The organism is Nocardioides gansuensis, assembly GCF_003076135.1.
GTDB lineage: Bacteria > Actinomycetota > Actinomycetes > Propionibacteriales > Nocardioidaceae > Nocardioides > Nocardioides gansuensis.
This window is the reverse complement of record NZ_QDGZ01000005.1, coordinates 334,112-356,854: the sequence shown is the minus strand read 5'-3', so window position 1 is coordinate 356,854 and position 22,743 is coordinate 334,112. Positions and strand designations below refer to the sequence as shown.

Genomic DNA, 22,743 nt, shown 5'->3' with positions numbered 1-22,743 from the left:
CTCACGGTGGCGCAGATGCGCCGAGTCGGCGCGCTCGCGGTGTGCGAACGCGCCGACTCGGCGGTGGTGCTCGGCGCAGATGCGCCGACTGGTCAGTCCTCGGACTTGGGGACGTCGACCGGTCCGGCGGCGTCGTCCGGGCCGGGCGGAGCCTCGATTCCCGCCGCCTCGAAGGGCGGCAGGTCGGGGAGGGCAGACACCTTCTGGCCGCGGAAGGTGAACGTCGCGGTCGGACCCTCGCCCTCGACGTCCACGAGCACGATCTGGCCGGGGCCGACCTCGCCGTAGAGCATCTTCTCCGCCAGGACGTCCTCGATCTCGCGCTGGATCGTGCGGCGCAGCGGACGGGCGCCCAGGACCGGGTCGAAGCCCCGCTCGGCGAGCAGGTTCTTCGCGTTCTGGGTGAGCTCGAGCGCCATGTCGCGGTCCTTCAGGCGCAGCTCCACACCGGCGATCATGTTGTCGACCATGTGGATGATCTGCTGCTGCGTCAGCGGCGGGAACACGATGATCTCGTCGACACGGTTGAGGAACTCGGGGCGGAAGTGCTGCTTCAGCTCCTCCGACACCTTGCCCTTCATGCGCTCGTAGGAGCCAGCCGTGTCGCTGCCCTGCTGGAAGCCGAGGTTGACGCCCTTGGAGATGTCGCGGGTGCCGAGGTTGGTGGTCATGATGATGACGGTGTTCTTGAAGTCGACCACGCGGCCCTGCGAATCGGTCAGGCGACCTTCCTCGAGGATCTGCAGCAGGCTGTTGAAAATGTCCGGGTGGGCCTTCTCGACCTCGTCGAAGAGCACGACGGAGAAAGGCTTGCGCCGCACCTTCTCGGTCAGCTGGCCGCCCTCTTCGTAACCGACATATCCGGGAGGCGAGCCGAACAGGCGGGAAACGGTGTGCTTCTCACCGAACTCGCTCATGTCGAGCTGGATCAGCGCGTCCTCGTCGCCGAAGAGGAATTCGGCGAGCGTCTTGGACAGCCACGTCTTTCCGACACCCGAAGGGCCGGCGAAGATGAACGAGCCACCGGGACGCTTGGGGTCCTTCATCCCGGCGCGGGTGCGGCGGATGGCCCGCGAGAGCGCCCGGACGGCCTCCTCCTGGCCGATGACGCGCTTGTGCAGCTCGTCCTCCATCTTGAGCAGCCGGGTGGACTCCTCCTCCGACAGCTTCACGATCGGGATGCCGGTCGCCACGGCGAGCACCTCGGCGATCAGCTCCTCGTCGACCTCGGCGACCTCGTCCATGTCGCCCGAGCGCCACTGGTTCTCGCGCTCGGCCTTGCGGGCGATGAGCTGCTTCTCCTCGTCGCGCAGGCGGGCCGCGGCCTCGAAGTCCTGCCCGTCGATGGCCGCCTCCTTGCGCTGGCGCACGTCGGCGATCTTGTCGTCGTACTCCCGCAGGTCGGCGGGCGCCGTCATCCGGCGGATGCGCAGCCGCGAGCCGGCCTCGTCGATCAGGTCGATGGCCTTGTCGGGCAGGAAGCGGTCGGAGATGTAGCGGTCGGCCAGCGTCGCCGCCGAGACGAGCGCCTCGTCGGTGATGGTCACCCGGTGGTGCGCCTCGTAGCGGTCGCGCAGGCCCTTGAGCATCTCGATCGTGTGCGCGATGGAGGGCTCCTGCACCTGGATCGGCTGGAAGCGGCGCTCGAGCGCGGCATCCTTCTCGAGGTACTTGCGGTATTCGTCGAGCGTCGTCGCGCCGATCGTCTGCAGCTCGCCGCGGGCCAGCATTGGCTTCAGGATGCTGGCGGCGTCGATCGCGCCCTCGGCCGCGCCGGCCCCGACGAGGGTGTGGATCTCGTCGATGAACAGCACGATGTCACCGCGGGTGCGGATCTCCTTGAGCACCTTCTTCAGGCGCTCCTCGAAGTCACCGCGGTAGCGCGAGCCGGCGACGAGCGCACCGAGGTCGAGGGTGTAGATGTGCTTGTCCTTGAGCGTCTCCGGCACGTTGCCCTTGACGATGTCCTGGGCCAGGCCCTCGACGATGGTCGTCTTGCCGACGCCCGGCTCGCCGATCAGCACGGGGTTGTTCTTCGTGCGGCGGGACAGGATCTGCATGACCCGCTCGATCTCCTGCTCGCGCCCGATCACCGGGTCGAGCTTGCCCTCGCGGGCGGCCTGCGTGAGGTTGCGGCCGAACTGGTCGAGGACCAGCGAGCTGGACGGCGCCTCGCTGCCGGACGTGCCGGGGCCGGTGGCCGCCCCGGTCGACTCCTTGCCCTGGAAGCCCGAGAGCAGCTGGATGACCTGCTGGCGCACGCGGTTGAGGTCGGCGCCGAGCTTCTGCAGCACCTGGGCTGCGACGCCCTCGCCCTCACGGATCAGGCCGAGCAGGATGTGCTCGGTCCCGATGTAGGAGTGGCCGAGCTGCAGCGCCTCGCGCAAGGAAAGCTCGAGGACCTTCTTGGCGCGCGGCGTGAACGGGATGTGCCCCGACGGCGCCTGCTGGCCCTGGCCGATGATCTCCTCGACCTGGGCGCGCACGGCCTCCAGGGAGATGTCGAGCGACTCCAGCGCCTTCGCAGCGACGCCTTCGCCCTCGTGGATCAGCCCGAGCAGGATGTGCTCGGTGCCGATGTAGTTGTGCGAGAGCATGCGGGCCTCTTCCTGGGCCAGCACGACGACTCGCCGGGCTCGGTCGGTGAACCGCTCGAACATGTCCGCTCCTCTACGTCTTCTTCGTCCGCGGCCGGCCTGCCTGCGTCCAGGGGTGCAGACAGACGGGCGAACAGTGGGACCAACGCCCACCTCCACCCTACGTGTTCCCGGGTGGACGTTGATCCCGTCCGCTCACAGCGAACGCGCGACTATCGGGGCTGGGATCAGTGAGCGGCGTCGTAGGCCTGCTGCACGTCCGCGGAGATGCGTCCCCGCTCGGAGACGTCGTAGCCGTTGGCCCTGGCCCACTCGCGGACGTCCTTGGTGTTGGAGGAGCTACCGGAGGTACGGCGGGTGGTGCGGCGCGTGCCGCCCGCGACCTTGCGCGCGTGGCCGACGTAGCCGCTGAGCGCCTCGCGAAGGGAGGCGGCATTCGCCTCGTTGAGGTCGATCTCGTAATTCGTGCCGTCGAGTCCGAAGGAAACAGTCTCGGTGGCTTCACTTCCGTCGATGTCGTCGACAAGAACGATGTTGACCTTCTGCGCCATGGAATGACCTCGTCTGTGGAATTGAAATTCTTGCATTCGGTGCAGCAATGAAATCACGAGCGCGATCGGATCACAATATGCACACTGCCGGCCCGGAATTCCACCGCCATTCCTCGCGACCCGAGACCCGAAAAGCGACCGGGCGGAATTACCCCGGCAATCGGCTCAGGTGTTGCGCTCGAAGACCAGCCGCAGGCCCTGGAGCGTCAGCCACGGGTCGTGGTGGGTGAAGCAGTCGACCTCGTCACACACGAGCGGCGCGAGGTGGCCGGTCGAGATCACCCGCACCTCGCCGCGGGCGACGCCGAGCTCCGCGATCATCCGGGCGACCAGGCCCTCCACCTGGGCCGCGACCCCGAAGAGCATGCCCGACTGCAGCGCCTCGACGGTGTTCTTGGCGATCACCGAGCGCGGTCGGGCCAGCTCGACCTTGCGCAGCTGCGCGCCGCGCTTCCCGAGCGCCTCGAGGGAGATCTCGATGCCCGGAGCGATCGCGCCGCCGACGTACTGGCCCTGCGCGGTGACCACGTCGAAGGTGGTGGCCGTGCCGCCGAAGTCGACGACGATCGCGGGGCCGCCGTGGAGGCGGGCGGCGGCGAGGGCGTTGAGGATGCGGTCGGCGCCGACCTCGCGGGGGTTGTCGGTGAGGACGGGTACGCCGGTGCGCACGCCCGGCTCGACGACGACGCTCCGCACCCCGGCGAAGTGCCGGGCGAGCATGTCGCGCCACTCGTGCAGCACGGCCGGCACCGTGGAGCAGACGGCGATGCCGGTGAGCTCCGCCGCGCCCCCGGCGTCTGCCAGCAGGCCGCGGAGCAGCACTGCCCATTCGTCGGAGGTACGCCGGTCGTCGGTCGCGACGCGCCAGTGCGCGACGACCTCGTCCCCGTCCAGCAGGCCGAGGACCGTGTCGCTGTTGCCGATGTCGGCAGCCAGCAGGGTCACGGCGCACCCTCGTCGACGAGGTCGAGGCCGAGGTCGAAGACGTTGACCGAGTGGGTGAGCGCACCGACGGAGATGTAGTCGACGCCGGTCTCCGCGACCTCGCGGGCCCGCTCCAGCGTGAGCCCGCCCGAGGCCTCCAGCTCGGCCTTGTCGCCGGAGGCGTCGCGGATCCGGACGGCCTCCGCCATGGTCGCGGTGTCCATGTTGTCGAGCAGGATGCGCTCGCAGCCCGCCGCGAGCAGCTCGCGGAGCTGGTCGAGGTCGGTGACCTCCACCTCGACGGGCAGGCCGGGGTAGGCCGCGCGGACCGCCTCGAGCGCAGGGACGACTCCGCCGGAGGCGATCACGTGGTTGTCCTTGACCATCGCCATGTCGGCGAGGCTGAAGCGGTGGTTGACGCCGCCGCCGCAGCGCACGGCGTACTTCTGCAGCGCGCGCCAGCCGGGCAGGGTCTTGCGGGTGTCGAGGACCCGCGCCGAGGTGCCCTCCAGGGCCGCGACCCAGTGAGCGGTGGCGGTGGACACGCCGGAGAGGTGGGACGCGAAGTTGAGGGCGGTGCGCTCGGCGGTGAGGAGGCCTCGGGTAGGGCCCGAGACGCGCATGACGACGTCGCCCTCCGCGACGGCGGAGCCCTCGGGCAGCCGGTCGCTGACCTCCACGGAGTCGCCCATCACGTAGTGGAAGACCAGCGCCGCGATGACCAGGCCGCTCACCGTGCCGGGCTCGCGGGCCGCGAAGACGCCGGACCCCCGGGCCTCGGGAGAGATCGTCGCCGCGCTGGTGGTGTCGTCAGCCCCGTCAGGAAGGTCCTCGTCGAGCGCATCGGCGATCATCGCGTGCACGCGTGCGGGGTCGAGGCCGGCGTCGGCGATCTCGGCAACGAGGCCGGTCGGCAGCTGGTCGAGCGGGGTGGCCGAGATCATCGGTTGGCCTCCTGGACGGACGGGTCGGTCGCGGGACTGGCGTGGAAGGTCACCTCGAGCGCCCCGTCGCGCAGCGCGGCGTCGTAGTGGCCCGCCTGCTCGACGTCGTCGCGGTGGGGGAAGTCTTCGCGCCAGTGCGACCCGCGTGTCTCCTCGCGAAGGGCGGCCGCGGCGGTGAGCGCGGCGCTGACCGTCAGCAGGTTGGTGGTCTCCCATGCCTCGGTGCCGCGCTCGTGCGCACGGGCTCCCGCGACCTTGCCTGCCAGGTGGTCGAGGCGCGAGGAAGCGGCAGCCAGCCCCTCGGCGTCACGGAGCACGCCGACCCGGGCGGTCATCACCTCCTGCACCTTGCGCATCACCTTCGCCTTCACCAGTCCGCGCGGACGCTCGTCGGCGACGGGGTCCTGCCAGGGCCGCAGCTCACCGGGGAGGACGGCAGCGATCCGGCGGGAGAAGACCAGGCCCTCGAGCAGCGAGTTGGACGCCAGCCGGTTGGCGCCGTGTACGCCGGAGCACGCGACCTCGCCGGTGGCGTAGAGCCCCGGCACGGTCGACCGGCCCTGGAGGTCGGTGGCGACGCCACCCGACGCGTAGTGCTGCGCCGGCGCGACCGGGATCAGCTCGGTGACCGGATCGACGCCGTGGCTGCGGCAGGTGGCCAGGATCGTGGGGAACCGCTTCTCCCAGAAGGCCGCCCCGAGGTGTCGGGCGTCGAGCCACATGTGCGGCTTGCCGGTCTCGAGCATCCGCCGCGTGATGGCCTTGGCGACGACGTCGCGCGGGGCGAGGTCGGCCAGCTCGTGCTGGCCCTGCATGAACCGGTTGCCCTCGAAGTCGACGAGGAACGCGCCCTCGCCGCGGACCGCCTCCGAGATCAGCGGCTGCTGGCCCCGCGAGTCGGGACCGACGTACATCACCGTCGGGTGGAACTGCACGAACTCCAGGTCACGCAGCACCGCGCCGGCCCGGATCGCCAGGGCCATCCCATCGCCGGTCGAGACGCTCGGGTTGGTGGTCTGGCTGAAGACCTGGCCCAGTCCGCCCGAGGCCAGCACCACGGCTCGGCACAGGACGGCGCCGACGCCGTCGACCTCGCCCTCGCCGATCACGTGGAGCGTCAGCCCCGCGACACCGCCGTCGGCCGCGAGCAGGAGGTCGACCGCCAGGGCGTGCTGGATCACCTCGATCTCGGGGGCGCGCTCGACCGCGGCGATGAGGGCGCGCTGGATCTCGGCGCCGGTGGCATCCCCGCCGGCGTGGGCGATGCGGTCACGGTGGTGCCCGCCCTCGCGGGTGAGCGAGAGCTCGCCCTCGTGGTGGTCGAACTGGGTGCCGAGCGCGATCAGCTCGTGCACCGCGTCCGGGCCCTCGTTCACCAGCGCCCGCACCGCTTCGAGGTCGCACGCGCCGGCGCCCGCGACGAGGGTGTCGCGCTGGTGCTGCTCCGGGGTGTCCTCCGGTCCCAGGGCGGCGGCGATGCCGCCCTGCGCCCACTGCGTCGAGCCCGCGTTGAGCACGTCCTTGGTGACGACCAGCAGCTTGAGGCTGTGGTCCTCCGCGTGGATGCGCAGGGCAGCGGTGAGCCCGGCGATTCCGGAGCCGACCACGACGACGTCGGCACGTGTGGTCCAGCCCGGCTCGGGTGCGGTCAGGCGGGACGGGAGTAGGGCCATCCCGGAAGGCTAGCGACCGATGAAGTCGCCACGGGTGAGCGAGGGGTCGCCGAACGTCTCGGCGGGGTCGTAGCCGGTCGCCATCACCTTGTTGTCCGAGTCCACGAACACCACGTGCGGCTTGTACTCCCTGGCCTCGGCGGTCTCCATCTGGCCATAGCCGATCAGGATGACCACGTCGCCCGGGTGCACCAGCCGGGCGGCGGCACCGTTGATGCCGATGACGCCCGAGCCGCGCTCGCCCGCGATCGTGTAGGTCTCGAGACGCGCACCGTTGGTGACGTCGACGATGTGCACCAGCTCACCGGGCAGCAGGTCGGCCGCCTCGAGCAGGTCCTCGTCGACGGTCACCGACCCGACGTAGTGGAGGTCCGCCTGGGTCACGGTGGCCCGGTGGATCTTGGACTTCATCATCGTGCGCAGCATCAGATACTCGCTTCGTTCGTAGGAATGGCAGTGACCGGCTTCGCCGGGCCGCCTACTGGTTCCGACAGGTCAGCCTCGCGCCGCTCGCGCCCCGTCGGGCTCGCTTCGCGAGCGGATGGCACCTTCTCGAAGGTGATGGGCATGTTGTCGATCAGCCGCGTGGTGCCCACCCTGGCGGCCACGAGGATGCGGCCCTCGCCGGTCTCGGGAGCCTCGCCCAGGTCGGGCGAGGTGAGGGCGAGGTAGTCGAGCTCGAGCCCCGGCTCCGCCTTGAGGACGCTCATCGCGGCCCAGCGGGCCGCCGGCACGCCGTACGACGCGCGGTCCTGCGCCGCGCGCAGCGCACGGCTGAGGGTGGCGGCGACACGGCGCTGCTCGGGGTCGAGGTAGCGGTTGCGCGAGCTCATGGCGAGGCCGTCCGGCTCCCGCACGGTCTCGGCGCCGACGACCTCGACCGGCATGCAGAGGTCCTCGACCATCCGGCGGATGAGGGCGAGCTGCTGGTAGTCCTTCTGCCCGAAGACGGCGACATCGGGCTGGACGAGGCCGAAGAGCTTGGCGACGACGGTCAGCACGCCGGCGAAGTGGCCCGGCCGGGTCTCGCCCTCGAGGACCGTGGCCAGCGCGCCCGGCTCGATCGTGACGCCACGTGAGGGGTCGCTGGTCGAGCCTGTCGAGAGCCCGTGCGGGTAGACCTCCTCGACGCTCGGCGCGAAGACCACGTCGACGCCCTCGCGCCCGCAGACCTCGAGGTCGGCGTCGAGCGTGCGCGGGTAGCGGTCGAGGTCCTCGGTGGGCCCGAACTGCATGGGGTTGACGAAGATGCTCACCACGACCGGCCCGGCGCCGACGCGCTCGCGCGCCACCCGCATCAGGCTGGCGTGGCCCTCGTGCAGGGCGCCCATCGTCGGGACGAAGGCGACACGCGTGTCGCCGGCGCGCGCGTCGGCGAGCAGCTTGGCCAGCTCCTCGCGGGTGGATGCGAGGACCGGCCTCACAGCGGCCTCGGCTCGTCGAGGGGCGCCGGATCCTCGGCGGCGTCGAGCAGTGCGGCGATCCGGGCCGCGCGGATCGGCAGCAGCCGACCGTCGGTGACGACGCGGTCGAGGGTGGCGCGCGCCATGGCGACGTATGACGCCAGCGTGTGCGGCGCGTTGGCCGCCACCTCGATCAGGTGGGCCCGGACGGTCTCGACGTCGCCGCGGACGATCGGGCCGGTCAGCGCCGAGTCGCCCTGGGCGAGGGCGTTGTCAAGGGCCGCGGTGAGCAGCGGGCGCAGGGTCGCGGCCGGGTCGACGACCATGTCGCCGTCCGCGCCGCCTGCCCCTTCGGACACGGCAGAGAGCAGCTCCATCGCCTGGGCGACCAGGGTGACGAGGTGGTTGGCGCCATGCGCGAGGCCGGCGTGGTAGAGCGTGCGACGGTCCTCGGGGACCCACATCGGGCGGCCGCCGAGGTCGGCGACCAGCGACTCGGTGAGGGCGCGCTCGCCCTCGTCGGCGGTGACCCCGAAGACGCAGCCGCCGAGGCGCGGGAGGTCGACCTCGGTGCCGGTGAAGGTCATCGCCGGGTGCAACGCCAGGACCCGCGCACCGACCTCGGCAGCAGGCGCCAGGACGTCCAGGCCGTGGCGACCGCTCGTGTGCGCGACGTACTGGCCCTCGCGGATCGCGCCGCTGGCGCTGAGCATGGCGACGACGTTGGCGAGCATGTCGTCGGGGACGGTGAGCAGGAGCAGGTCACAGGCGCGGGCGACGGCGCTCGGCTTGGCCATCGGCACACCGGGCAGCAGCGCCGCGGCACGCCCTCGGGAGGCGTCGGACTCGCCTGCAACGGTCACGATCTCGTGGCCGGCGGCGCGCAGCCGGGCGGCGAGGACGGAGCCGACGCGTCCTGCGCCGACCACGCCCACCCTCAGTGGGGTGGCGGTCATCTGGTGAACCTCTCGTTTCAGTCCCACCGACCACCTGCCCTGCGGCAAGCCGGTGTGGGTACCGATCTCTTGGTCCTGCGGATGGGTCAACGCCGAGCGTACGCCGCCCCATTCCGGGCTGGGAACGCGCGAGAGGCGTGACGTGCCCCTCACTACCGCCGGGTAAGTCCTCAGGCCCTCAGGTGCAGCTTGGCGTGGTCGGGGTCGTCGACCTGAAACGGCCGCGGCGCCCGGGGCAGCCAGTCGTGGGTGACGTGGTCCACGACGTGCACGCCCTCGGGGGCGGTGATCTCGATGACGCCCTCGGGCACCTCGCCCGCCTGGAGGGCGTTCCAGACCAGCCACTCGCGGCGCTTGCGGCGGTTGCGGAGGCTGGTGGCGAACGACTCGGGGTTGGTCCAGTGGGCGAACTCGTCGCCGTCGAGCCACTTGAGCTCGACGCAGAGCCCCTGCGGCAGGGCGAACTGGCGGATCTCGTCGGGGGTCGTGCGGATCTCCCACTCCGGCGCCTTGGAGTAGACGAAGTCGGGGCTCATCGGGAAGCCCCATTCCTCGATGTTGCGCAGGCCCAGGTCCAGGAACGCACGGCGCTCGGACTCGACGTACAGGCCGTGGCGCGGGAAGCGGATGACCACGTCGGCCATCCCCACCTGCCAGGAGAGGTCGGCCATGGACACCTCGCCCTCGGTGGTCAGGACCATGTCGCCGTCCCACTTCCACGAGTAGCGCGTGGTCACGTGCGAGAAGCACCAGTTGTAGAAGTAGGCCAGCGAGTGCACCGACCGCTCGTTGACGGCGAGGTGCTCGGCGCCCGCGCGGGCGACGGAGAAGGGGTAGTCCTTGAGGGTGAACTTGTCCGCCAGTCCCGCGGCTGCCGCGACCCGCAACGCCTCGTCACCCGTGCCGTCGTCGGAGCCGTTGTCGACGAGGAGCACGTGGTCGCAGGCCCGCAGCAGCGGCGGCAGCACGAAGCGCAGCGACGGCGCCTCGTTCTTCACCCGGAGCACGGCGGTCGCGCCGCGGTCGAGCCCGCCCTCGCGGTGCCAGGGCCAGACGATGTCGAAGTCGGTGTGGCCCTCGACGTTGGTGAGGCCGCGGCCCGACCCGATCGGGACGGTCACCGCTCGCGGCCCAGCGCCTTGCGGGCGGCCCGGCGCACCGACGGCGGGATCTTGGCGCGTACGTCGTGGGGCACGCGGTCGGCCAGGGACGGCTTCTCGGGCGCCGGCTCGGGAGCGCGAGCCGCCTCGTTGAGTGCCTTGACCCGGGCCGCCACGGCCGAGGACCGCGAGATGGCCTCGGCCTCCTCGTAGAGCTCGGTGTAGGCCTCGCGGAGCTGGTCGAGGGCGGTGTGCGCCTCGGGGGTGTCGCCACCCTCGTCCGCGAGCTTGTTGAGCTCGCCCCAGGTCTCGGCGACGAGCTCGTGCAGCCGCGTCGGCAGGGCGAGGTCGTCGAGGCTCTGGTTGACGCGGCGAAGCGTCGGGTCGATGAAACGGTGCACCGCACGGATCTGGTCGCTGCGGGTGTGGATCAGCGACTGGATGTCGAGCGCGTGGCCGACGTGCATGACCGTCTTCACCCAGTCGTCGAGGAGGTCCTCGTAGCGGACGAAGACGCGCCCCCCGTCCGCGACCGACTCCCGAGTGGCGCGCTCGGTGTGGAGCAGCATGTTGACCCAGCTGGCCGCGAGGTGGGCCGAGCCGAGCTTGTTGGCGTAGTACTTCTGCTTCGAGCCGACGACCTCGGCCGGCGGGCGCAGCATCGTCGCGTAGACCGGGGTGGCGCCGGTGCGGATGGCCGCGACCCGCCACAGCCCGAGGAACCAGCTGAGCCTCGGGTCCTTGATCACGAGCTCGGGGTGGACCTCGAAGTGGCCCTCCAGCCAGTCGGAGACCCGGATGCGCAGCGGCTCGCGGGTGGCGATGCGGCCGGTCTCGAACCACGCGCTCGGCCGGCTGTCGCTCACCTGCACGCCGGCCTCGCGCAACAGCCGGTCGTGGAGGTCGACGACCCACTGCGGCTCGGAGAAGCCGCGCGGGTTGGACGCGTCGGCCGGCACCTCGGGCTCGGGCACGTGCATGCCGAGCTTGCTGGTGATGCCGGCGAGGGTGGAGGTGCCGCTGCGGCCGGCGCCCGCCACGAAGAGGGTCTTCCTCGGGACGCCGTCGGGGTTCATCTCGTCGATCGCGCGGGGTGCAGCAGTCACGGCGGGGAGCCTACCTGTGGCCGCCGCGAACCCCACTAGGCTCCGGCCACATGAGGCTGCTGCGCCGCGCCCCCCTCGTCTCGGTGGTGGTGCCCGTCCACTCCGTCGAGGCGTGGCTGCCCGACTGCCTCGCGTCGCTCGTCGCGCAGACCCACACCCGCTGGGAGGCCGTGGTCGTCGACGACGGCAGCCCCGACCGCTCCGGGGAGATCGCCGACGAGTGGGCCGCCCACGAGCCGCGCATCCGCGTCGTACACACCGCCAACGGCGGCCTCGGCGCCGCCCGCAACGAGGGGCTGCGGCACGTCCGCGGCGACTACCTGACCTTCCTCGACTCCGACGACGTCGTCCCGCCGACGGCGTACGCCGAGCTGGTGCGGTCGCTGGAGCTGTCGGGCTCGGACTTCGCGACCGGCTCGATCGTGCGCTGGGAGGCCGACGGTCTCCACGAGCCGCCGTGGATGCGGCGCCTGCACCACCCGACCCGGACCGGGCTGCGGGTCGAGGACCACCCCGAGATCCTCGGAGACGTCTTCGCGTGGAACAAGCTGTTCCGGCGGTCGTTCTGGGAGGGCGCCGGGCTGCGCTGGCCCGAGGGCATCCGCTACGAGGACCAGCCGACGACGACCCGGGCCTTCCTGAGCGGCCGGTTCGACGTGCTCGAGGCGATCGTCTACCACTGGCGGATCCGCACCGACGGCACCTCGATCACGCAGCAGCGCGCATCCGTGCTCGACCTGGCGGACCGGTGGGAGACCAAGCGGATGTCGCTGGCGTCGGTCGTCGCGCACGGGGACGAGTCCGTCACGGACTTCTTCGTGGACCGGGTGCTGGCCGGGGACCTGTGGCGCTACTTCCTGCTGGTCCCGGGCTGCTCCGACGAGTGGTGGGAGCTGCTCCGGTCGGGCGTGGCCGAGCTGTGGGGGCAGCGGTCGCTGGTGCACTCCGGGCTGCCGCCGGTGCACCGGCTGTGCGGCTGGCTCGTCGAGCAGGGACGGCGTGACGACGCGGCCGCGCTGATGGAGTGGGTCGCGACGCTCGACGGGCCGGCGCCCCGGCTCCAGGATCCCGCGACCGGGGCCCTGCGCCTCGACGTACCCCCCGCCGTGCTGGACACGGCGACCGTGGACGCCGAGGCGCTGGCCCTGCGGCCGCACGAGGTGTGACTCTCGACGCGCCGTGGTGAAGCTGCAGGGTCAGAGAAGGCCCTCGTCGGCGAGGAAGTCGGCCGCCACGTCCTCGGGCTTCTCGCGGTCGACGGCGACCCGGCCGTTGAGCTCGGTGAGCTTCTCGGTGGTGAGCGCCGCCATCAGCGGGTTGAGCACGTCGGCGACGTCCGGGTGCTCCTCGAGGAAGGCGGTGCTGACGGCGGGCACCAGGTTTTGGGCGGGCTGGATCGCCTTGTCGTCCTCGAGCACGACGAGGCCCTGCGACTCGAGGGTGCCGTCGGTCGTGCTGGTCTCGCCGAGCTCGGCCTCGCCGTCGAGGACGGCCTGGTAGGTCTGGTCGCTGGCGTAGCCGAGCGGGAGGACCTCGGTGACGTCGATGCTGTATTCCTCGGTCAGGCCGCCCTCGCAGTCCAGCCGGCCCTCACAGTCGGGGGCGGCCGCCAGCGTCACCGACATCCCCTCGAGGTCGGACAGCTTGGTGACGCCCTCGGCCTCGCTGAACTCCTGGGTCACGAAGAAGGCGTTGGTGTCGGTGGCCGGAGAGAGGTCGAGCAGCGTGATGCCTGCCTCCTCCAGCAGGCTGGCGCCGTCGGCGGCGAGCTGGGCACCGTCGCCGGCCTCGAACGGCTTGGCCTTGGCGCCGTTCTCGCGCGTGTTGAGGAAGTTGACGATGCCGCCGACGTATTCGGGGACGACGTCGACGCTGCCGGGGAAGGTCGGCATGTAGGCGTCGCGCGAGTCGACGAGCCTGGTCTCCACGGTGTAGCCGTCCGCCTCGAGGAGCTGCTCGTACATCGACGCGACCAGCGTGGCCTCGGGGAAGTTCTGCCCGGCCAGCGTGAGGTCGCCCTTGTCCGCGGCGGCGGTGGGGGTGGGATCGGTGGCGGTGTCGGAGCCGTCGAGGTCGTCACCGGCACAACCCGACAGGAGCAGGGCGCCGGCGGAGAGAACCGCGGCGAGGTGTCGAGTGAGCATGGCTTCCTTCTGTGTCCCGTGCCCGGCGGGCACGCGTGTCCGGATGTGCGGTCAGGCGTCAGCGCCTGCCGACACGGTAGTCGCAGCCACCGACAACGGGTCCTCACGATGTGATGACGATCGTCCGCCGCGGGCCGGCTGCACCAGCCGCTGGGCCCAGGCCGCGGCCACCTCGAGCCCGAGGGCGACGAGGGCGACGACCACCGCGCCGGCGATGCCCTGGCCGTAGTGCGAACGGTAGAACCCGTCGGTGATGACCCGGCCCAGCCCGGGGCCGGCGACCATCGCGGCGATCGTGGCCGTCGCCCACACCTGCACCAGCGCCAGCCGCACGCCCGACACCACCAGCGGGAGCGCCAGCGGGAGCTCCGCGCGCCAGAACTGCTGCCAGCCCGTCATCCCCATCCCCCGTGCGGACTCGCGCACGTCCGCGGGGACCTCGCGCACCGCGACGTACGCGTGGGTGATGATCGGCGGCAGCGCGAACAGGGTGAGGGCGATCAGCGTGGCGAGCCCGGCCCGGCCGTAGGTGCCGAACGCCTGGGTCCCCGGCCACTCGGCAACCACGAGCAGGGCGAGGAGCGCGAAGGTCGGAACCGCGCGGCCCACGTTGGAGATGTTGATCGCCAGGAAGCCGCCCCGGCCGAGGTGTCCGAGCCACAGCGCGACCGAGAGGCCCAGCGCGGCTGCCAGGCCGAGGGCCGTGAGCGTGAGCAGGAGCTGCTGGAGCAGCAGCTCGGCCATGCCGCCGTCGCCGGTCCAGCTCGCCGGGTCCGTGAGGTAGCGCCACGCGTCGCGGAGAACGATCATGCCCGCACCCTCCGCGTCCACGGCGTCATCAGCCGCTGCCCCAGCACCAGCACGACGTCGAGCACCACCGCCAGCACCACGCACAGCACCGAGGCGGTGAACAGCTCGGCACGGAAGTTGGTGCTCACACCGTCCTTGATCAGGTTGCCCAGGCCGCCGTAGGAGACCAGCGACCCGACCGTGGTGAGGGCCACCGTGCTGACGGTCGCCACCCGCAGGCCGGCCATCACGACAGGTAGCGCGAGCGGCAGCTCGACGCGGAAGAGGAGGCGGCCGCGGCCGAAGCCCATCCCCTCCGCCGCCTCGCGGATCTCGCCGGAGACCGACCGCAGCCCCTCGAGGAAGGCGCGCACCAGGATGGTGAGCGCGTAGAGCGCGAGGCCGATCACCACCGTGGTCGCCGTCAGCCCGGTGAAGGGCACCAGCAGCGGGAACAGCGCCAGCGAGGGGATCGTGTAGATGCCCGTGCTCACCCCCAGCACCGTGGACTCGATTCGCGGCATCCGGCGGGCCAGCAGCGCGAGCGGGAAGGCGATCAGCAGGCCGAGCACCACCGCGGCCACCGTGAGGCCGAGATGCTGCACCGTCGCGTCGACGATCTCCTGCTTGCGGTCGGCGACGTAGTCGCCGCACACCCACTCGTTGACCAGCCTGGAGTAGCAGCTGGGCCCGTCCTGGCCGAGTAGGGTCACGCCATGGACGCTACCGCTTCGGGCGAACGATCCACGCCATCAGATCCCATGATCCGGCTGTCCGAGGTGGGCAAGACCTACCCCGACGGGACGGTCGCGGTGCAGGAGCTCGACCTCGAGGTGGGCCGCGGCGAGATGGTCTGCCTGGTCGGCCCCTCGGGCTGCGGCAAGTCCACGACCCTGAAGATGATCAACCGCCTGATCGAGCCCACGACCGGGCGGATCTTCCTCGACGGCGCCGACGTCACCGATGCCGACCCGGTGCAGCTGCGCCGCGGCATCGGCTACGTCATCCAGCAGATCGGGCTGTTCCCGCACCAGCGGGTCGTCACCAACGTGATGACCGTGCCCCTGCTGTACGGCGAGTCGAAGGCCACCGCTCGCCAGCGGGCCCTGGAGCTCCTCGAGACCGTCGGGCTGGACCCCGCGACGTTCGCGGACCGCTACCCCCACCAGCTCTCCGGTGGCCAGCGGCAGCGGGTCGGTGTCGCACGCGCCCTGGCCGCGAACCCGCCCGTGCTCCTGATGGACGAGCCGTTCGGCGCCGTCGACCCCGTCGTACGCACGAAGCTGCAGGACGAGTTCCTCCGCGTGCAGCGCGAGCTCGGCAAGACCGTCGTGCTCGTCACCCACGACATCGACGAGGCCGTGCGGATGGGCGACCGGGTGGCGGTCTTCGCGGCGGGAGGGCGGCTGGCGCAGTACGCCACGCCCGAGGAGCTGCTGGCCCGGCCGGCCGACGACTTCGTGGCGGACTTCGTCGGCTCGACCCGAGGACTGCGGAGGCTCTCGGTCACGCCGATCCGGCTCGAGCACCTCGAGCCCCTCGACGGGGTCAACGCCGGCCAGCTCGGCGCCGCCATCGACCTCGACTCCACGCTCGAGGAGGCGCTGGCGACCATGCTGCGCGACGACAAGCCGATGATCGGCGTCAAGAAGGGCGCGGCCTTCGTGGGCGTGCTGACGCCCAACGGCGTGCACTCCGCGCTGCGGGCGTCGCTGCGCTGATCAGACGCGCACGTCCTTGTGCCACGACTCGGTGACGTAGCGCGTCTGCCAGCCCATCGACGTGTAGAGCCCGTGCGCGCCGGTCGGAGAGTCGGCATCCACCTCCAGGCCCACGAGGTCCCGGCCGCTGGCGGCCGCGTCGGCGATGATCGTGTGCAGCAGGCCGGTGGCCACGCCGCGGCCGCGCGCGGACCCCAGGACGCCGAGGTACGCGACGTACGACCCGTCGGGGCCGGAGGCCGACTCGCTGACCGTGCCCACCAGCGCGCCGCACGCCTCGGGGACGTCGCCGTCGAGCAGCTCGGCGAGCCACCAGTGGTCCCAGCGGTGGCCGGGGTCCTCCTCGAGGCGGTGGATGAACTCGTCGAAGGTCTCCTCCGCCGAGTTGAAGTGGTCGGTGAAGGCGCCCTCGAGCACGTCGTGCACGGCGCGGAGGTCCTGCTCGTCGGGCATCCCGTCAGGCGCCGTGCCCACGCGGCGGAAGCGGACGCCGCCGCGCTCCCAGTCGACGGGATCGGGCACCAGGCCCGCCTCCCCGGCCGAGACCGGTCGGGTCATCTGCCACCACGTGCGGACCCGCTCGAAGCCGCGGCCCTCGAGCCACCCGTGCTGCCGCTCGTCGTCCTGGAAGGCGCCGGTGTCGATCTGCTGTACGGCGCGCCCGCGGGCAGCGCCCACCTCGCGCGCCTGCGCCTCGGCCCACGTGAAGAGCACGTCGGAGCAGGCGCTCGCGGCCGGGCCGGGGAGGTCCCGGTCCACGACGTGCACGTAGAGCATCCGGCCGGCGGCCCGGTCGTGGACGCTGCCCCAGGCGCGGATCTCGCCGGCCTCGTCGCGGACCACGAGGTTCTCGCGCATCGCCAGGCCCCGCTCGGAGACCTCGACGAGCACATCGTCCTCCGATGCTCCGGCCCAGCCGCGCGCCACGCGCTCGTGGGCACGGAGCAGCTCGGTCAGCCGCGCGACGACCGCCTCGTCGGTGCCGTCGGGCGCCTCGGCGGCCCAGCCGGACGGCAGCCCGGGGTCCTCCGGCAGCACCTCGGCGGGGTCGCTCTCGAACCTGTTGCCGTCGGGATCCACGGCACTCGACTCTGCCACATCCGCGACGGGACGCCAGGTCCCGTCCGGGGCTCAGGCGGAGGCGCGCTTGGCGGCAGCCTGCTGCCAGGTCGCCAGCTCGGCGCGCAGAGTGTCGAGCTCGGCCTCGAGCTCGGCGACCAGCACGATCGCCTCGGCGGCGCGGGTCTCGGACTCGTCCAGCTGGCGCTCGACCTCACCATGTCGGCGCTCGGCGAGGTCGGCGCGGCGGGCCTCGGCGTTGAGCTTGCGGGTCTGCTCGGCGACCTGGCGCTGCGCGGCGCTCAGGGCCTGCTCGAGCTGGCTGATCGCCTCCTGCCGGTCGGCGATCCGGCGCTTCATGTCGGCGGCGAAGGCGGCGTTCTCGGCCGAGCGCTTGGCGGTCAGCGCGGCGTAGTCGGCGGCCTGCTGGGCGCGGTCGCGCGCGGCGTCGCGGCGGGACTGGAGCAGCTCGGAGTGGGTGATCTTGGTCGCGGCAGCACCCAGCACCACCGCCAGAACGCCGGTCACGGCCTGCAGCAGCCCGGAGCCGGCGACGATCCCGCCGGCGACCAGCACAGCGGCCAGCACCAGGAGAGCGACGGCGACGGCTACGCGCGTGCTGCGCTGGCGCCGACGGGCGGCCGAGCGGGGCGACGCCGTGGTGGTCGACTGCTCGTTGACCTGGGACTGCTGTGACTGCTGGGACATACCCCTAACGTTAGGCGGCCTCGTCGTCGGATCGGACGCGACACGCACGCTCGAGGAGCACCGATGCCACGACGACGGCGATCCCGCCGACCGCGGCGACCGCCGAGCGGGTCACCCGCTGCTCCGCGAGCTCGGCCGCATCACCCAGCCAGCTCACGGCGTACCCGGCGTAGCCTCCGGCCACCAGCGCCCCCACCAGCGCGCACGCACGCCCGAGCACCAGCCGGTTGACCGCGCGGTGCGGCTCCATGGGGATGCGGTGGACCTGCAGGGTGCGCCAGGTGTGCCAGGCGACGAAGCCGATGAGCGCGGCGACGAAGACCGGCACCAGGGCCTGCACCCAGGTCACCACCGGTGCCGTGCCGCCCGCGCGCAGGGCGAGCGGGTGGATGAGCCAGCCCAGCGCGAGCCCGACGACGGCGCACACCGCCAGGGCCGCGCCCGAGGTGGGCCGCAGGTGGCCGGGCTCGGGCGGCGGCGGTGACTCCTCCGTCATCGAGCTGCGGGCGTCACTGGGACTCGAGCACCAGGTCTTCGCGACGCTTGAGGATCGAGGTGTCGACCTTCTCGAGCAGCTCGGAGATCGGCCCGTGGCCGGGGAGCACCGCGTCGGGCTCGAGCTCGAACCACGGCTGGAGCACGAAGGCCCGCTCGTGAGCGCGCGGGTGCGGCAGGCGGAGGAAGTCCTCGTCGGAGCGGCGGTCGCCCACCACGATCAGGTCGACGTCGAGGGTGCGCGGGGCGTTGCGGATGTCGCTGCGCTCACGGTCGAAGGCATCCTCTATGGCCAGGGCGCGCTCCATCAGGCGCGCCGCAGGCAGGGTCGTGTCGGCGAGGACGACGGCGTTGAGGAACGGGCCGGAGCCCTCCGGCGCGTCGACGGCCTCGGTCTCGTAGACGCCCGAGACGTCGGTCAGGAACACGTCAGGCGTGTCCGCCAGCGCGTCGAGCCCTCCCTGGAGGCTGGCGAAGCGGTCGCCCAGGTTGGACCCCAGTGCGACGACGATGCGGCGGATCGGGTGCATCTCACCCGTCAACGAGTCAGCATCGACGATGTTGGGGTTGGGGGTCTCGGTCATCGTGGGGCCCTCGCGTTCCTGGTGATCGTCAGCGCAACATCGGCGAATGTCGCCTCAATGGGTGCGTCAGGCTTGTGGATCGTGACGCGCACCCATTCAACCCGAGAGTCCAAGAGGCACTGATCCGCCACCCGTGCGGCCACCGTCTCGAGCAGGTCCACTGGATCAGACTCGACGGCGGCCAGCACCCGGGTCACGAGACTTCCGTAGTCGACGGTGTCCTGCAAGTTGTCGGACGCCGCCGCGGGCCGGGTGTCGAGACCGAGGGTGAGATCGACCACGAAGACCTGGCCCTGCCGGCGCTCGAAGTCGAAGACACCGTGGTGGCCGAAGCACTCGATCCCGGTGATGGTGAGCTCGTCCTGAGCTGAGTCGAAGGGCTCGTCCTGAGCTGAGTCGAAGGGCTCGTCCTGGCTCATCGCGCCTCCTCGGCGTCTCGCAGGGCCGCCCAGGCGGCCAGGGCATCAGTCGTGGCGCGTACGTCGTGCACGCGCAGGCCCCAGACCCCACGCTCGGCCAGCAGGGCCACCAGGGCGGCGTGGGCATGCTCACGGCCGTCCACGCGCCGCGGCGAGCCGGCCTCGTCTGCGAGCAGGGCTCCCAGGAAGCCCTTGCGGCTGGCGCCCACGAGCAGCGGTCGGCCGAGGGAGGCGAGCTGGTCGATGGCGCCCAGCAGCTCCCAGTTGTGGCCGGCGGTCTTGGCGAACCCGAGCCCGGGATCGAGCACGACACGCTCCGCGGGGATGCCGGCGGCCTCGATCGCCGCCAGCCGGTCGGCGAGCTCGGCGCGCACGGCCGCCACGACGCCGCCGGGACCGTCGTACACGGCGAAGGACTGCATGTGGTGGCTGTGCGCGCGCCAGTGCATGGCGACGTACGACGCGTCGCTGCGTGCGACGACGCCGAGGATCGCGGGGTCGGCGAGCCCGCCCGAGACGTCGTTGACAAGGCGGGCTCCGGCCTCGACGGCGGCTGCGGCGACCTCGCCGCGCATCGTGTCCACGCTGACGACCGCACCCTCGGCCACGAGCGCCGAGATGACGGGCAGGACCCGGTCGAGCTCCTCGGCGACGAGCGGGCGCGTGGCACCGGGGCGGGTGGACTCGCCGCCGATGTCGAGGATGTCCGCACCGTGGGCCAGCAGCTCGCGGCCGTGGGCGACGGCGCTGTCGCGGTCTGCCCACCGGCCCCCGTCGGAGAACGAGTCGGGCGTGACGTTGACGATCCCCATCACCCGGGGGCGGACGGCCGGCATCAGGGGTTGCGGTGGATCAGGGCCATCGCCTCGGCGCGCGTGGCGGCGTTGTGCATCTGGCCGCGGACGGCGGAGGTGATCGTGCGGGCGCCGGCCTTGCGGACCCCCCGCATGGTCATGCAGAGGTGCTCGGCCTCGATCACCACGATCACGCCACGGGCCTCGAGGAGCTCCATCAGCGCGTCGGCGACCTGGGTGGTGAGCCGCTCCTGCACCTGGGGCCGCTTGGCGTAGACGTCGACCAGCCGCGCGAGCTTGGACAGGCCGGTGATCTTGCCGGACTCGGCGGGGATGTAACCGACGTGGGCGACCCCGGTGAACGGCACCAGATGGTGCTCGCACATGGACCAGAGCTCGATGTCGCGCACCAGCACCATCTCGTCGTGGCCGATGTCGAACGTCGTGGTGAGCACGTCCTCGGGACGCTGCCGCAGCCCATGGGTGACCTCGGCGTAGGCGCGCGCCACCCGGGCCGGCGTCTCACGCAGCCCCTCGCGCTCGGGGTCCTCCCCGATGGCGATCAGCAGCTCGCGGACGGCCGCCTCCGCCCGGGCGTGGTCGAACGGCGGCACGTCGTCGGGGTCGCGCACGGGCGCGGCGATCGGGCCGATCACGGGGCGGCCGAGCTCAGGCACCGGGCGACGGCGGCTCGGGGGTCGGGGACGTGCCGCCGAGGCCGGGGTCGCCGTGCACGTCGCCACCGCTGCCGGGCGGGGTGAGGATCACGCCGCCCTCGCTGGTGTCGGGTTGGCCGTTGACACGGTCGCGGACGGCCTGGGGGATGTCCACCGGCGGGATCGTGGAGGGGATGCGCGTCTCCGAGCCGGTCCAGGCGGGCCGCTGGGGGCGGCGGCGCAGCGGCTCGAAGACCCGCGCGACCTCCTCCTTGTCGAGGGTCTCCTTGTCGATCAGCTCGAGCACCAGGGCGTCGAGGACGTCGCGGTTCTCCTCGAGGATGTCGAAGGCCTCCTGGTGCGCGTTCGTGAGCAGCTTCTTGGTCTCCTGGTCGACGATCGCGGCGACGTCCTCGGAGTAGTTGCGCGCGTGGCCGAGGTCGCGGCCCAGGAACGGCTCGGAGTTGGACTCGCCGAGCTTGATCGCGCCGAGGCGCTCGGTCATGCCGTACTGGGTGACCATCGCGCGGGCGAGGCTGGTGGCCTTCTCGATGTCGTTGCCGGCGCCGGTGGTCGGGTCGTGGAAGACCATCTCCTCCGCCGCCCGGCCGCCCAGCATGTAGGCGAGCTTGTCGAGCATCTCGCTGCGGGTCTGGCTGTACTTGTCCTCGTCGGGCAGCACCATCGTGTAGCCCAGCGCCCGGCCGCGCGGCAGGATCGTCACCTTGTGCACCGGGTCGGTGCCGGGGAGCGCGGCCGCGACGAGCGCGTGGCCGCCCTCGTGATAGGCCGTGATGAGTTTCTCCTTCTCGCTCATCAGGCGGGTGCGGCGCTGCGGGCCGGCGATGACGCGGTCGATGGCCTCGTCGAGGGTGTCGTTGTCGATCATCTTCGCGCTGTTGCGCGCGGTGAGCAGGGCGGCCTCGTTGAGCACGTTGGCGAGGTCGGCGCCGGTGAAGCCGGGCGTACGGCGCGCCACGGACAGGAGGTCCACGTCGGTGGCCATCGGCTTGCCGCGCGCGTGCACCTTCAGGATCTGGTGGCGGCCGTTGAGGTCGGGGGCGTCGACCTGGATCTGGCGGTCGAAGCGGCCCGGGCGCAGCAGCGCCGGGTCGAGGACGTCCGGCCGGTTGGTGGCTGCGATCAGGATGACGCCGCCGCGCACGTCGAAGCCGTCCATCTCCACGAGCAGCTGGTTGAGGGTCTGCTCGCGCTCGTCGTGGCCGCCGCCCATGCCGGTGCCGCGGTGGCGGCCGACGGCGTCGATCTCGTCGATGAAGACGATCGCCGGGGCGTTCTCCTTGGCCTGTTCGAAGAGGTCGCGGACGCGGCTGGCGCCGACGCCGACGAACATCTCGACGAAGTCCGAGCCAGAGATGGAGTAGAAGGGCACGCCGGCCTCGCCGGCGACCGCGCGGGCCAGCAGGGTCTTGCCGGTGCCGGGCTGGCCGTAGAGCAGCACGCCCTTGGGGATCTTGGCCCCGACGGCCTGGAACTTCGCGGGCTCCTGCAGGAACTCCTTGATCTCGCCGAGCTCCTCGATCGCCTCCTCGCAGCCGGCGACGTCGGAGAACGTCGTCTTCGGCATGTCCTTGGTGATCAGCTTGGCCTTGGACTTGGCGAACTGCATGACGCCGCGGCCGCCGCCACCCTGCACCTGGTTCATCAGGAAGATGAACAGGAGGATGATCAGCGCGAACGGCAGCAGCGTGGCGAGGATCGACCCGAGCAGGCTGGGCTGCGGGTTCTCCGAGTTGGACTTCTCGATCGTGCCCTTGGCGACCTGCTCGTCCACGGCCGCCAGGATGGTCTCCTGCTGGCCGTCGATGTAGTGCGTGAGCACCTTGTCGCTGCCCTCGCGGACTCCCTCGTCGAGGGTCGCGCGGATCTCCTGGTCACCGTCGATGAACGTGATCTCCTTGACATCGCCCTCGGCGATCCAGGAGTTGAGCTGCGAGGTCTCGACCTCGTCATAGCCGCCGTTGGGCGCGAGGTACTGGATGGCCAGCAGGACGCCGAAGGCGGCCAGCACCATCCACAGCCAGGGACCCTTGAATATGCGCTTCACGAGCTACTTTCCGACCGGTTGCCAGGGTGAGTGTTGTGACGGTACACGCCAC

23 protein-coding genes are annotated in these 22,743 nt (G+C 71.7%); 2 read left to right on the top strand and 21 right to left on the bottom strand.

Translation table 11 applies throughout. From position 1 onward, the window contains the following. Nucleotides 1-92: 92 nt before the first annotated feature. The 10 genes from DDE18_RS13550 to DDE18_RS13505 all read right to left on the bottom strand — a co-directional run bounded on the left by DDE18_RS13550 (nucleotide 93) and on the right by DDE18_RS13505 (nucleotide 11,254). Complete coding sequence (locus tag DDE18_RS13550; protein WP_116572778.1) at nucleotides 93-2,660, bottom strand: ATP-dependent Clp protease ATP-binding subunit; 2,568 nt, start codon at nucleotides 2,658-2,660, stop codon at nucleotides 93-95. Between the two features lie 164 nt (nucleotides 2,661-2,824). Continuing rightward, on the bottom strand, nucleotides 2,825-3,148 hold the full coding sequence (locus DDE18_RS13545) for a histone-like nucleoid-structuring protein Lsr2 (protein ID WP_116572777.1): 324 nt from the start codon (nucleotides 3,146-3,148) through the stop codon (nucleotides 2,825-2,827). A gap of 165 nt (nucleotides 3,149-3,313) precedes the next feature. After that, the gene (locus DDE18_RS13540; RefSeq protein ID WP_116572776.1) at nucleotides 3,314-4,093 is read right to left on the bottom strand and encodes a type III pantothenate kinase; all 780 of its coding nucleotides are present in this window, start codon (nucleotides 4,091-4,093) and stop codon (nucleotides 3,314-3,316) included. Then, nucleotides 4,090-5,016, bottom strand: coding sequence for a carboxylating nicotinate-nucleotide diphosphorylase (nadC, locus tag DDE18_RS13535; RefSeq protein WP_116572775.1), 927 nt, complete (start codon nucleotides 5,014-5,016; stop codon nucleotides 4,090-4,092). Before nadC ends, DDE18_RS13540 begins: the two co-directional genes overlap by 4 nt. Beyond that, nucleotides 5,013-6,689, bottom strand: coding sequence for an L-aspartate oxidase (locus DDE18_RS13530; protein WP_116572774.1), 1,677 nt, complete (start codon nucleotides 6,687-6,689; stop codon nucleotides 5,013-5,015). Before DDE18_RS13530 ends, nadC begins: the two co-directional genes overlap by 4 nt. A gap of 9 nt (nucleotides 6,690-6,698) precedes the next feature. After that, nucleotides 6,699-7,115: an aspartate 1-decarboxylase gene (gene panD / locus DDE18_RS13525; RefSeq protein WP_116572773.1), complete on the bottom strand. Its 417-nt coding sequence runs from the start codon at nucleotides 7,113-7,115 to the stop codon at nucleotides 6,699-6,701. Further along, nucleotides 7,115-8,113 (bottom strand): pantoate--beta-alanine ligase, encoded by a 999-nt coding sequence (panC, locus tag DDE18_RS13520; RefSeq protein WP_116572772.1) that lies wholly within the window; start codon nucleotides 8,111-8,113, stop codon nucleotides 7,115-7,117. Before panC ends, panD begins: the two co-directional genes overlap by 1 nt. Further along, entirely contained in the window at nucleotides 8,110-9,048 is a 939-nt protein-coding gene (locus DDE18_RS13515) for a Rossmann-like and DUF2520 domain-containing protein (protein ID WP_116572771.1), read from the bottom strand. The genes panC and DDE18_RS13515 overlap by 4 nt, the downstream gene beginning before the upstream one ends. Nucleotides 9,049-9,218: 170 nt before the next feature. Further along, the gene (locus DDE18_RS13510) at nucleotides 9,219-10,169 is read right to left on the bottom strand and encodes a glycosyltransferase family 2 protein (RefSeq protein WP_116572770.1); all 951 of its coding nucleotides are present in this window, start codon (nucleotides 10,167-10,169) and stop codon (nucleotides 9,219-9,221) included. After that, entirely contained in the window at nucleotides 10,166-11,254 is a 1,089-nt protein-coding gene (locus tag DDE18_RS13505) for a sulfotransferase family protein (protein ID WP_245916685.1), read from the bottom strand. Before DDE18_RS13505 ends, DDE18_RS13510 begins: the two co-directional genes overlap by 4 nt. Nucleotides 11,255-11,304: 50 nt before the next feature. Here DDE18_RS13505 and DDE18_RS13500 point away from each other — a divergent pair, with 50 nt between their 5' ends. Further along, on the top strand, nucleotides 11,305-12,420 hold the full coding sequence (locus tag DDE18_RS13500) for a glycosyltransferase family 2 protein (RefSeq protein ID WP_116572769.1): 1,116 nt from the start codon (nucleotides 11,305-11,307) through the stop codon (nucleotides 12,418-12,420). Between the two features lie 30 nt (nucleotides 12,421-12,450). On the opposite strand, the gene DDE18_RS13495 is transcribed toward DDE18_RS13500, so the two are convergent. From DDE18_RS13495 to DDE18_RS13485, 3 genes are read right to left on the bottom strand one after another with little or no spacing between them, the layout of a single operon-like run. Next, nucleotides 12,451-13,398 carry an ABC transporter substrate-binding protein gene (locus tag DDE18_RS13495; RefSeq protein ID WP_116572768.1) on the bottom strand — a complete coding sequence of 316 codons (948 nt, stop codon included), beginning with the start codon at nucleotides 13,396-13,398 and terminating at the stop codon, nucleotides 12,451-12,453. Between the two features lie 51 nt (nucleotides 13,399-13,449). Then, on the bottom strand, nucleotides 13,450-14,208 hold the full coding sequence (locus DDE18_RS13490) for an ABC transporter permease (RefSeq protein WP_116572890.1): 759 nt from the start codon (nucleotides 14,206-14,208) through the stop codon (nucleotides 13,450-13,452). Next, nucleotides 14,205-14,900: an ABC transporter permease gene (locus tag DDE18_RS13485; protein ID WP_116572767.1), complete on the bottom strand. Its 696-nt coding sequence runs from the start codon at nucleotides 14,898-14,900 to the stop codon at nucleotides 14,205-14,207. The genes DDE18_RS13490 and DDE18_RS13485 overlap by 4 nt, the downstream gene beginning before the upstream one ends. A 48-nt stretch (nucleotides 14,901-14,948) precedes the next feature. Here DDE18_RS13485 and DDE18_RS13480 point away from each other — a divergent pair, with 48 nt between their 5' ends. Next, nucleotides 14,949-15,908 carry an ABC transporter ATP-binding protein gene (locus tag DDE18_RS13480; RefSeq protein ID WP_116572766.1) on the top strand — a complete coding sequence of 320 codons (960 nt, stop codon included), beginning with the start codon at nucleotides 14,949-14,951 and terminating at the stop codon, nucleotides 15,906-15,908. Here the strand turns inward: DDE18_RS13480 and DDE18_RS13475 are convergent, their stop codons facing one another. Genes DDE18_RS13475 through ftsH form a run of 8 tightly spaced genes read right to left on the bottom strand, consistent with a single transcriptional unit; the run spans nucleotide 15,909 to nucleotide 22,658 of the window. Continuing rightward, on the bottom strand, nucleotides 15,909-16,988 hold the full coding sequence (locus DDE18_RS13475) for a GNAT family N-acetyltransferase (RefSeq protein WP_211754543.1): 1,080 nt from the start codon (nucleotides 16,986-16,988) through the stop codon (nucleotides 15,909-15,911). A gap of 51 nt (nucleotides 16,989-17,039) precedes the next feature. Next, on the bottom strand, nucleotides 17,040-17,675 hold the full coding sequence (locus DDE18_RS13470) for a hypothetical protein (RefSeq protein ID WP_116572765.1): 636 nt from the start codon (nucleotides 17,673-17,675) through the stop codon (nucleotides 17,040-17,042). A gap of 10 nt (nucleotides 17,676-17,685) precedes the next feature. Continuing rightward, a complete protein-coding gene (locus tag DDE18_RS13465; RefSeq protein WP_116572764.1) occupies nucleotides 17,686-18,171 on the bottom strand; it encodes a DUF3180 domain-containing protein in 486 nt (161 codons plus the stop codon). 13 nt (nucleotides 18,172-18,184) lie between these two features. Then, nucleotides 18,185-18,754 (bottom strand): 2-amino-4-hydroxy-6-hydroxymethyldihydropteridine diphosphokinase, encoded by a 570-nt coding sequence (gene folK, locus DDE18_RS13460; protein WP_116572763.1) that lies wholly within the window; start codon nucleotides 18,752-18,754, stop codon nucleotides 18,185-18,187. Continuing rightward, nucleotides 18,751-19,173: a dihydroneopterin aldolase gene (folB, locus tag DDE18_RS13455; protein ID WP_116572762.1), complete on the bottom strand. Its 423-nt coding sequence runs from the start codon at nucleotides 19,171-19,173 to the stop codon at nucleotides 18,751-18,753. Before folB ends, folK begins: the two co-directional genes overlap by 4 nt. Continuing rightward, complete coding sequence (gene folP, locus DDE18_RS13450; RefSeq protein WP_211754542.1) at nucleotides 19,170-20,009, bottom strand: dihydropteroate synthase; 840 nt, start codon at nucleotides 20,007-20,009, stop codon at nucleotides 19,170-19,172. Before folP ends, folB begins: the two co-directional genes overlap by 4 nt. Continuing rightward, a complete protein-coding gene (gene folE / locus DDE18_RS13445) occupies nucleotides 20,009-20,611 on the bottom strand; it encodes a GTP cyclohydrolase I FolE (protein ID WP_116572887.1) in 603 nt (200 codons plus the stop codon). The genes folP and folE overlap by 1 nt, the downstream gene beginning before the upstream one ends. Nucleotides 20,612-20,636: 25 nt before the next feature. Next, nucleotides 20,637-22,658, bottom strand: a complete 2,022-nt coding sequence (gene ftsH, locus DDE18_RS13440) for an ATP-dependent zinc metalloprotease FtsH (RefSeq protein ID WP_116572761.1) — start codon at nucleotides 22,656-22,658, stop codon at nucleotides 20,637-20,639. Nucleotides 22,659-22,743: the final 85 nt, after the last annotated feature.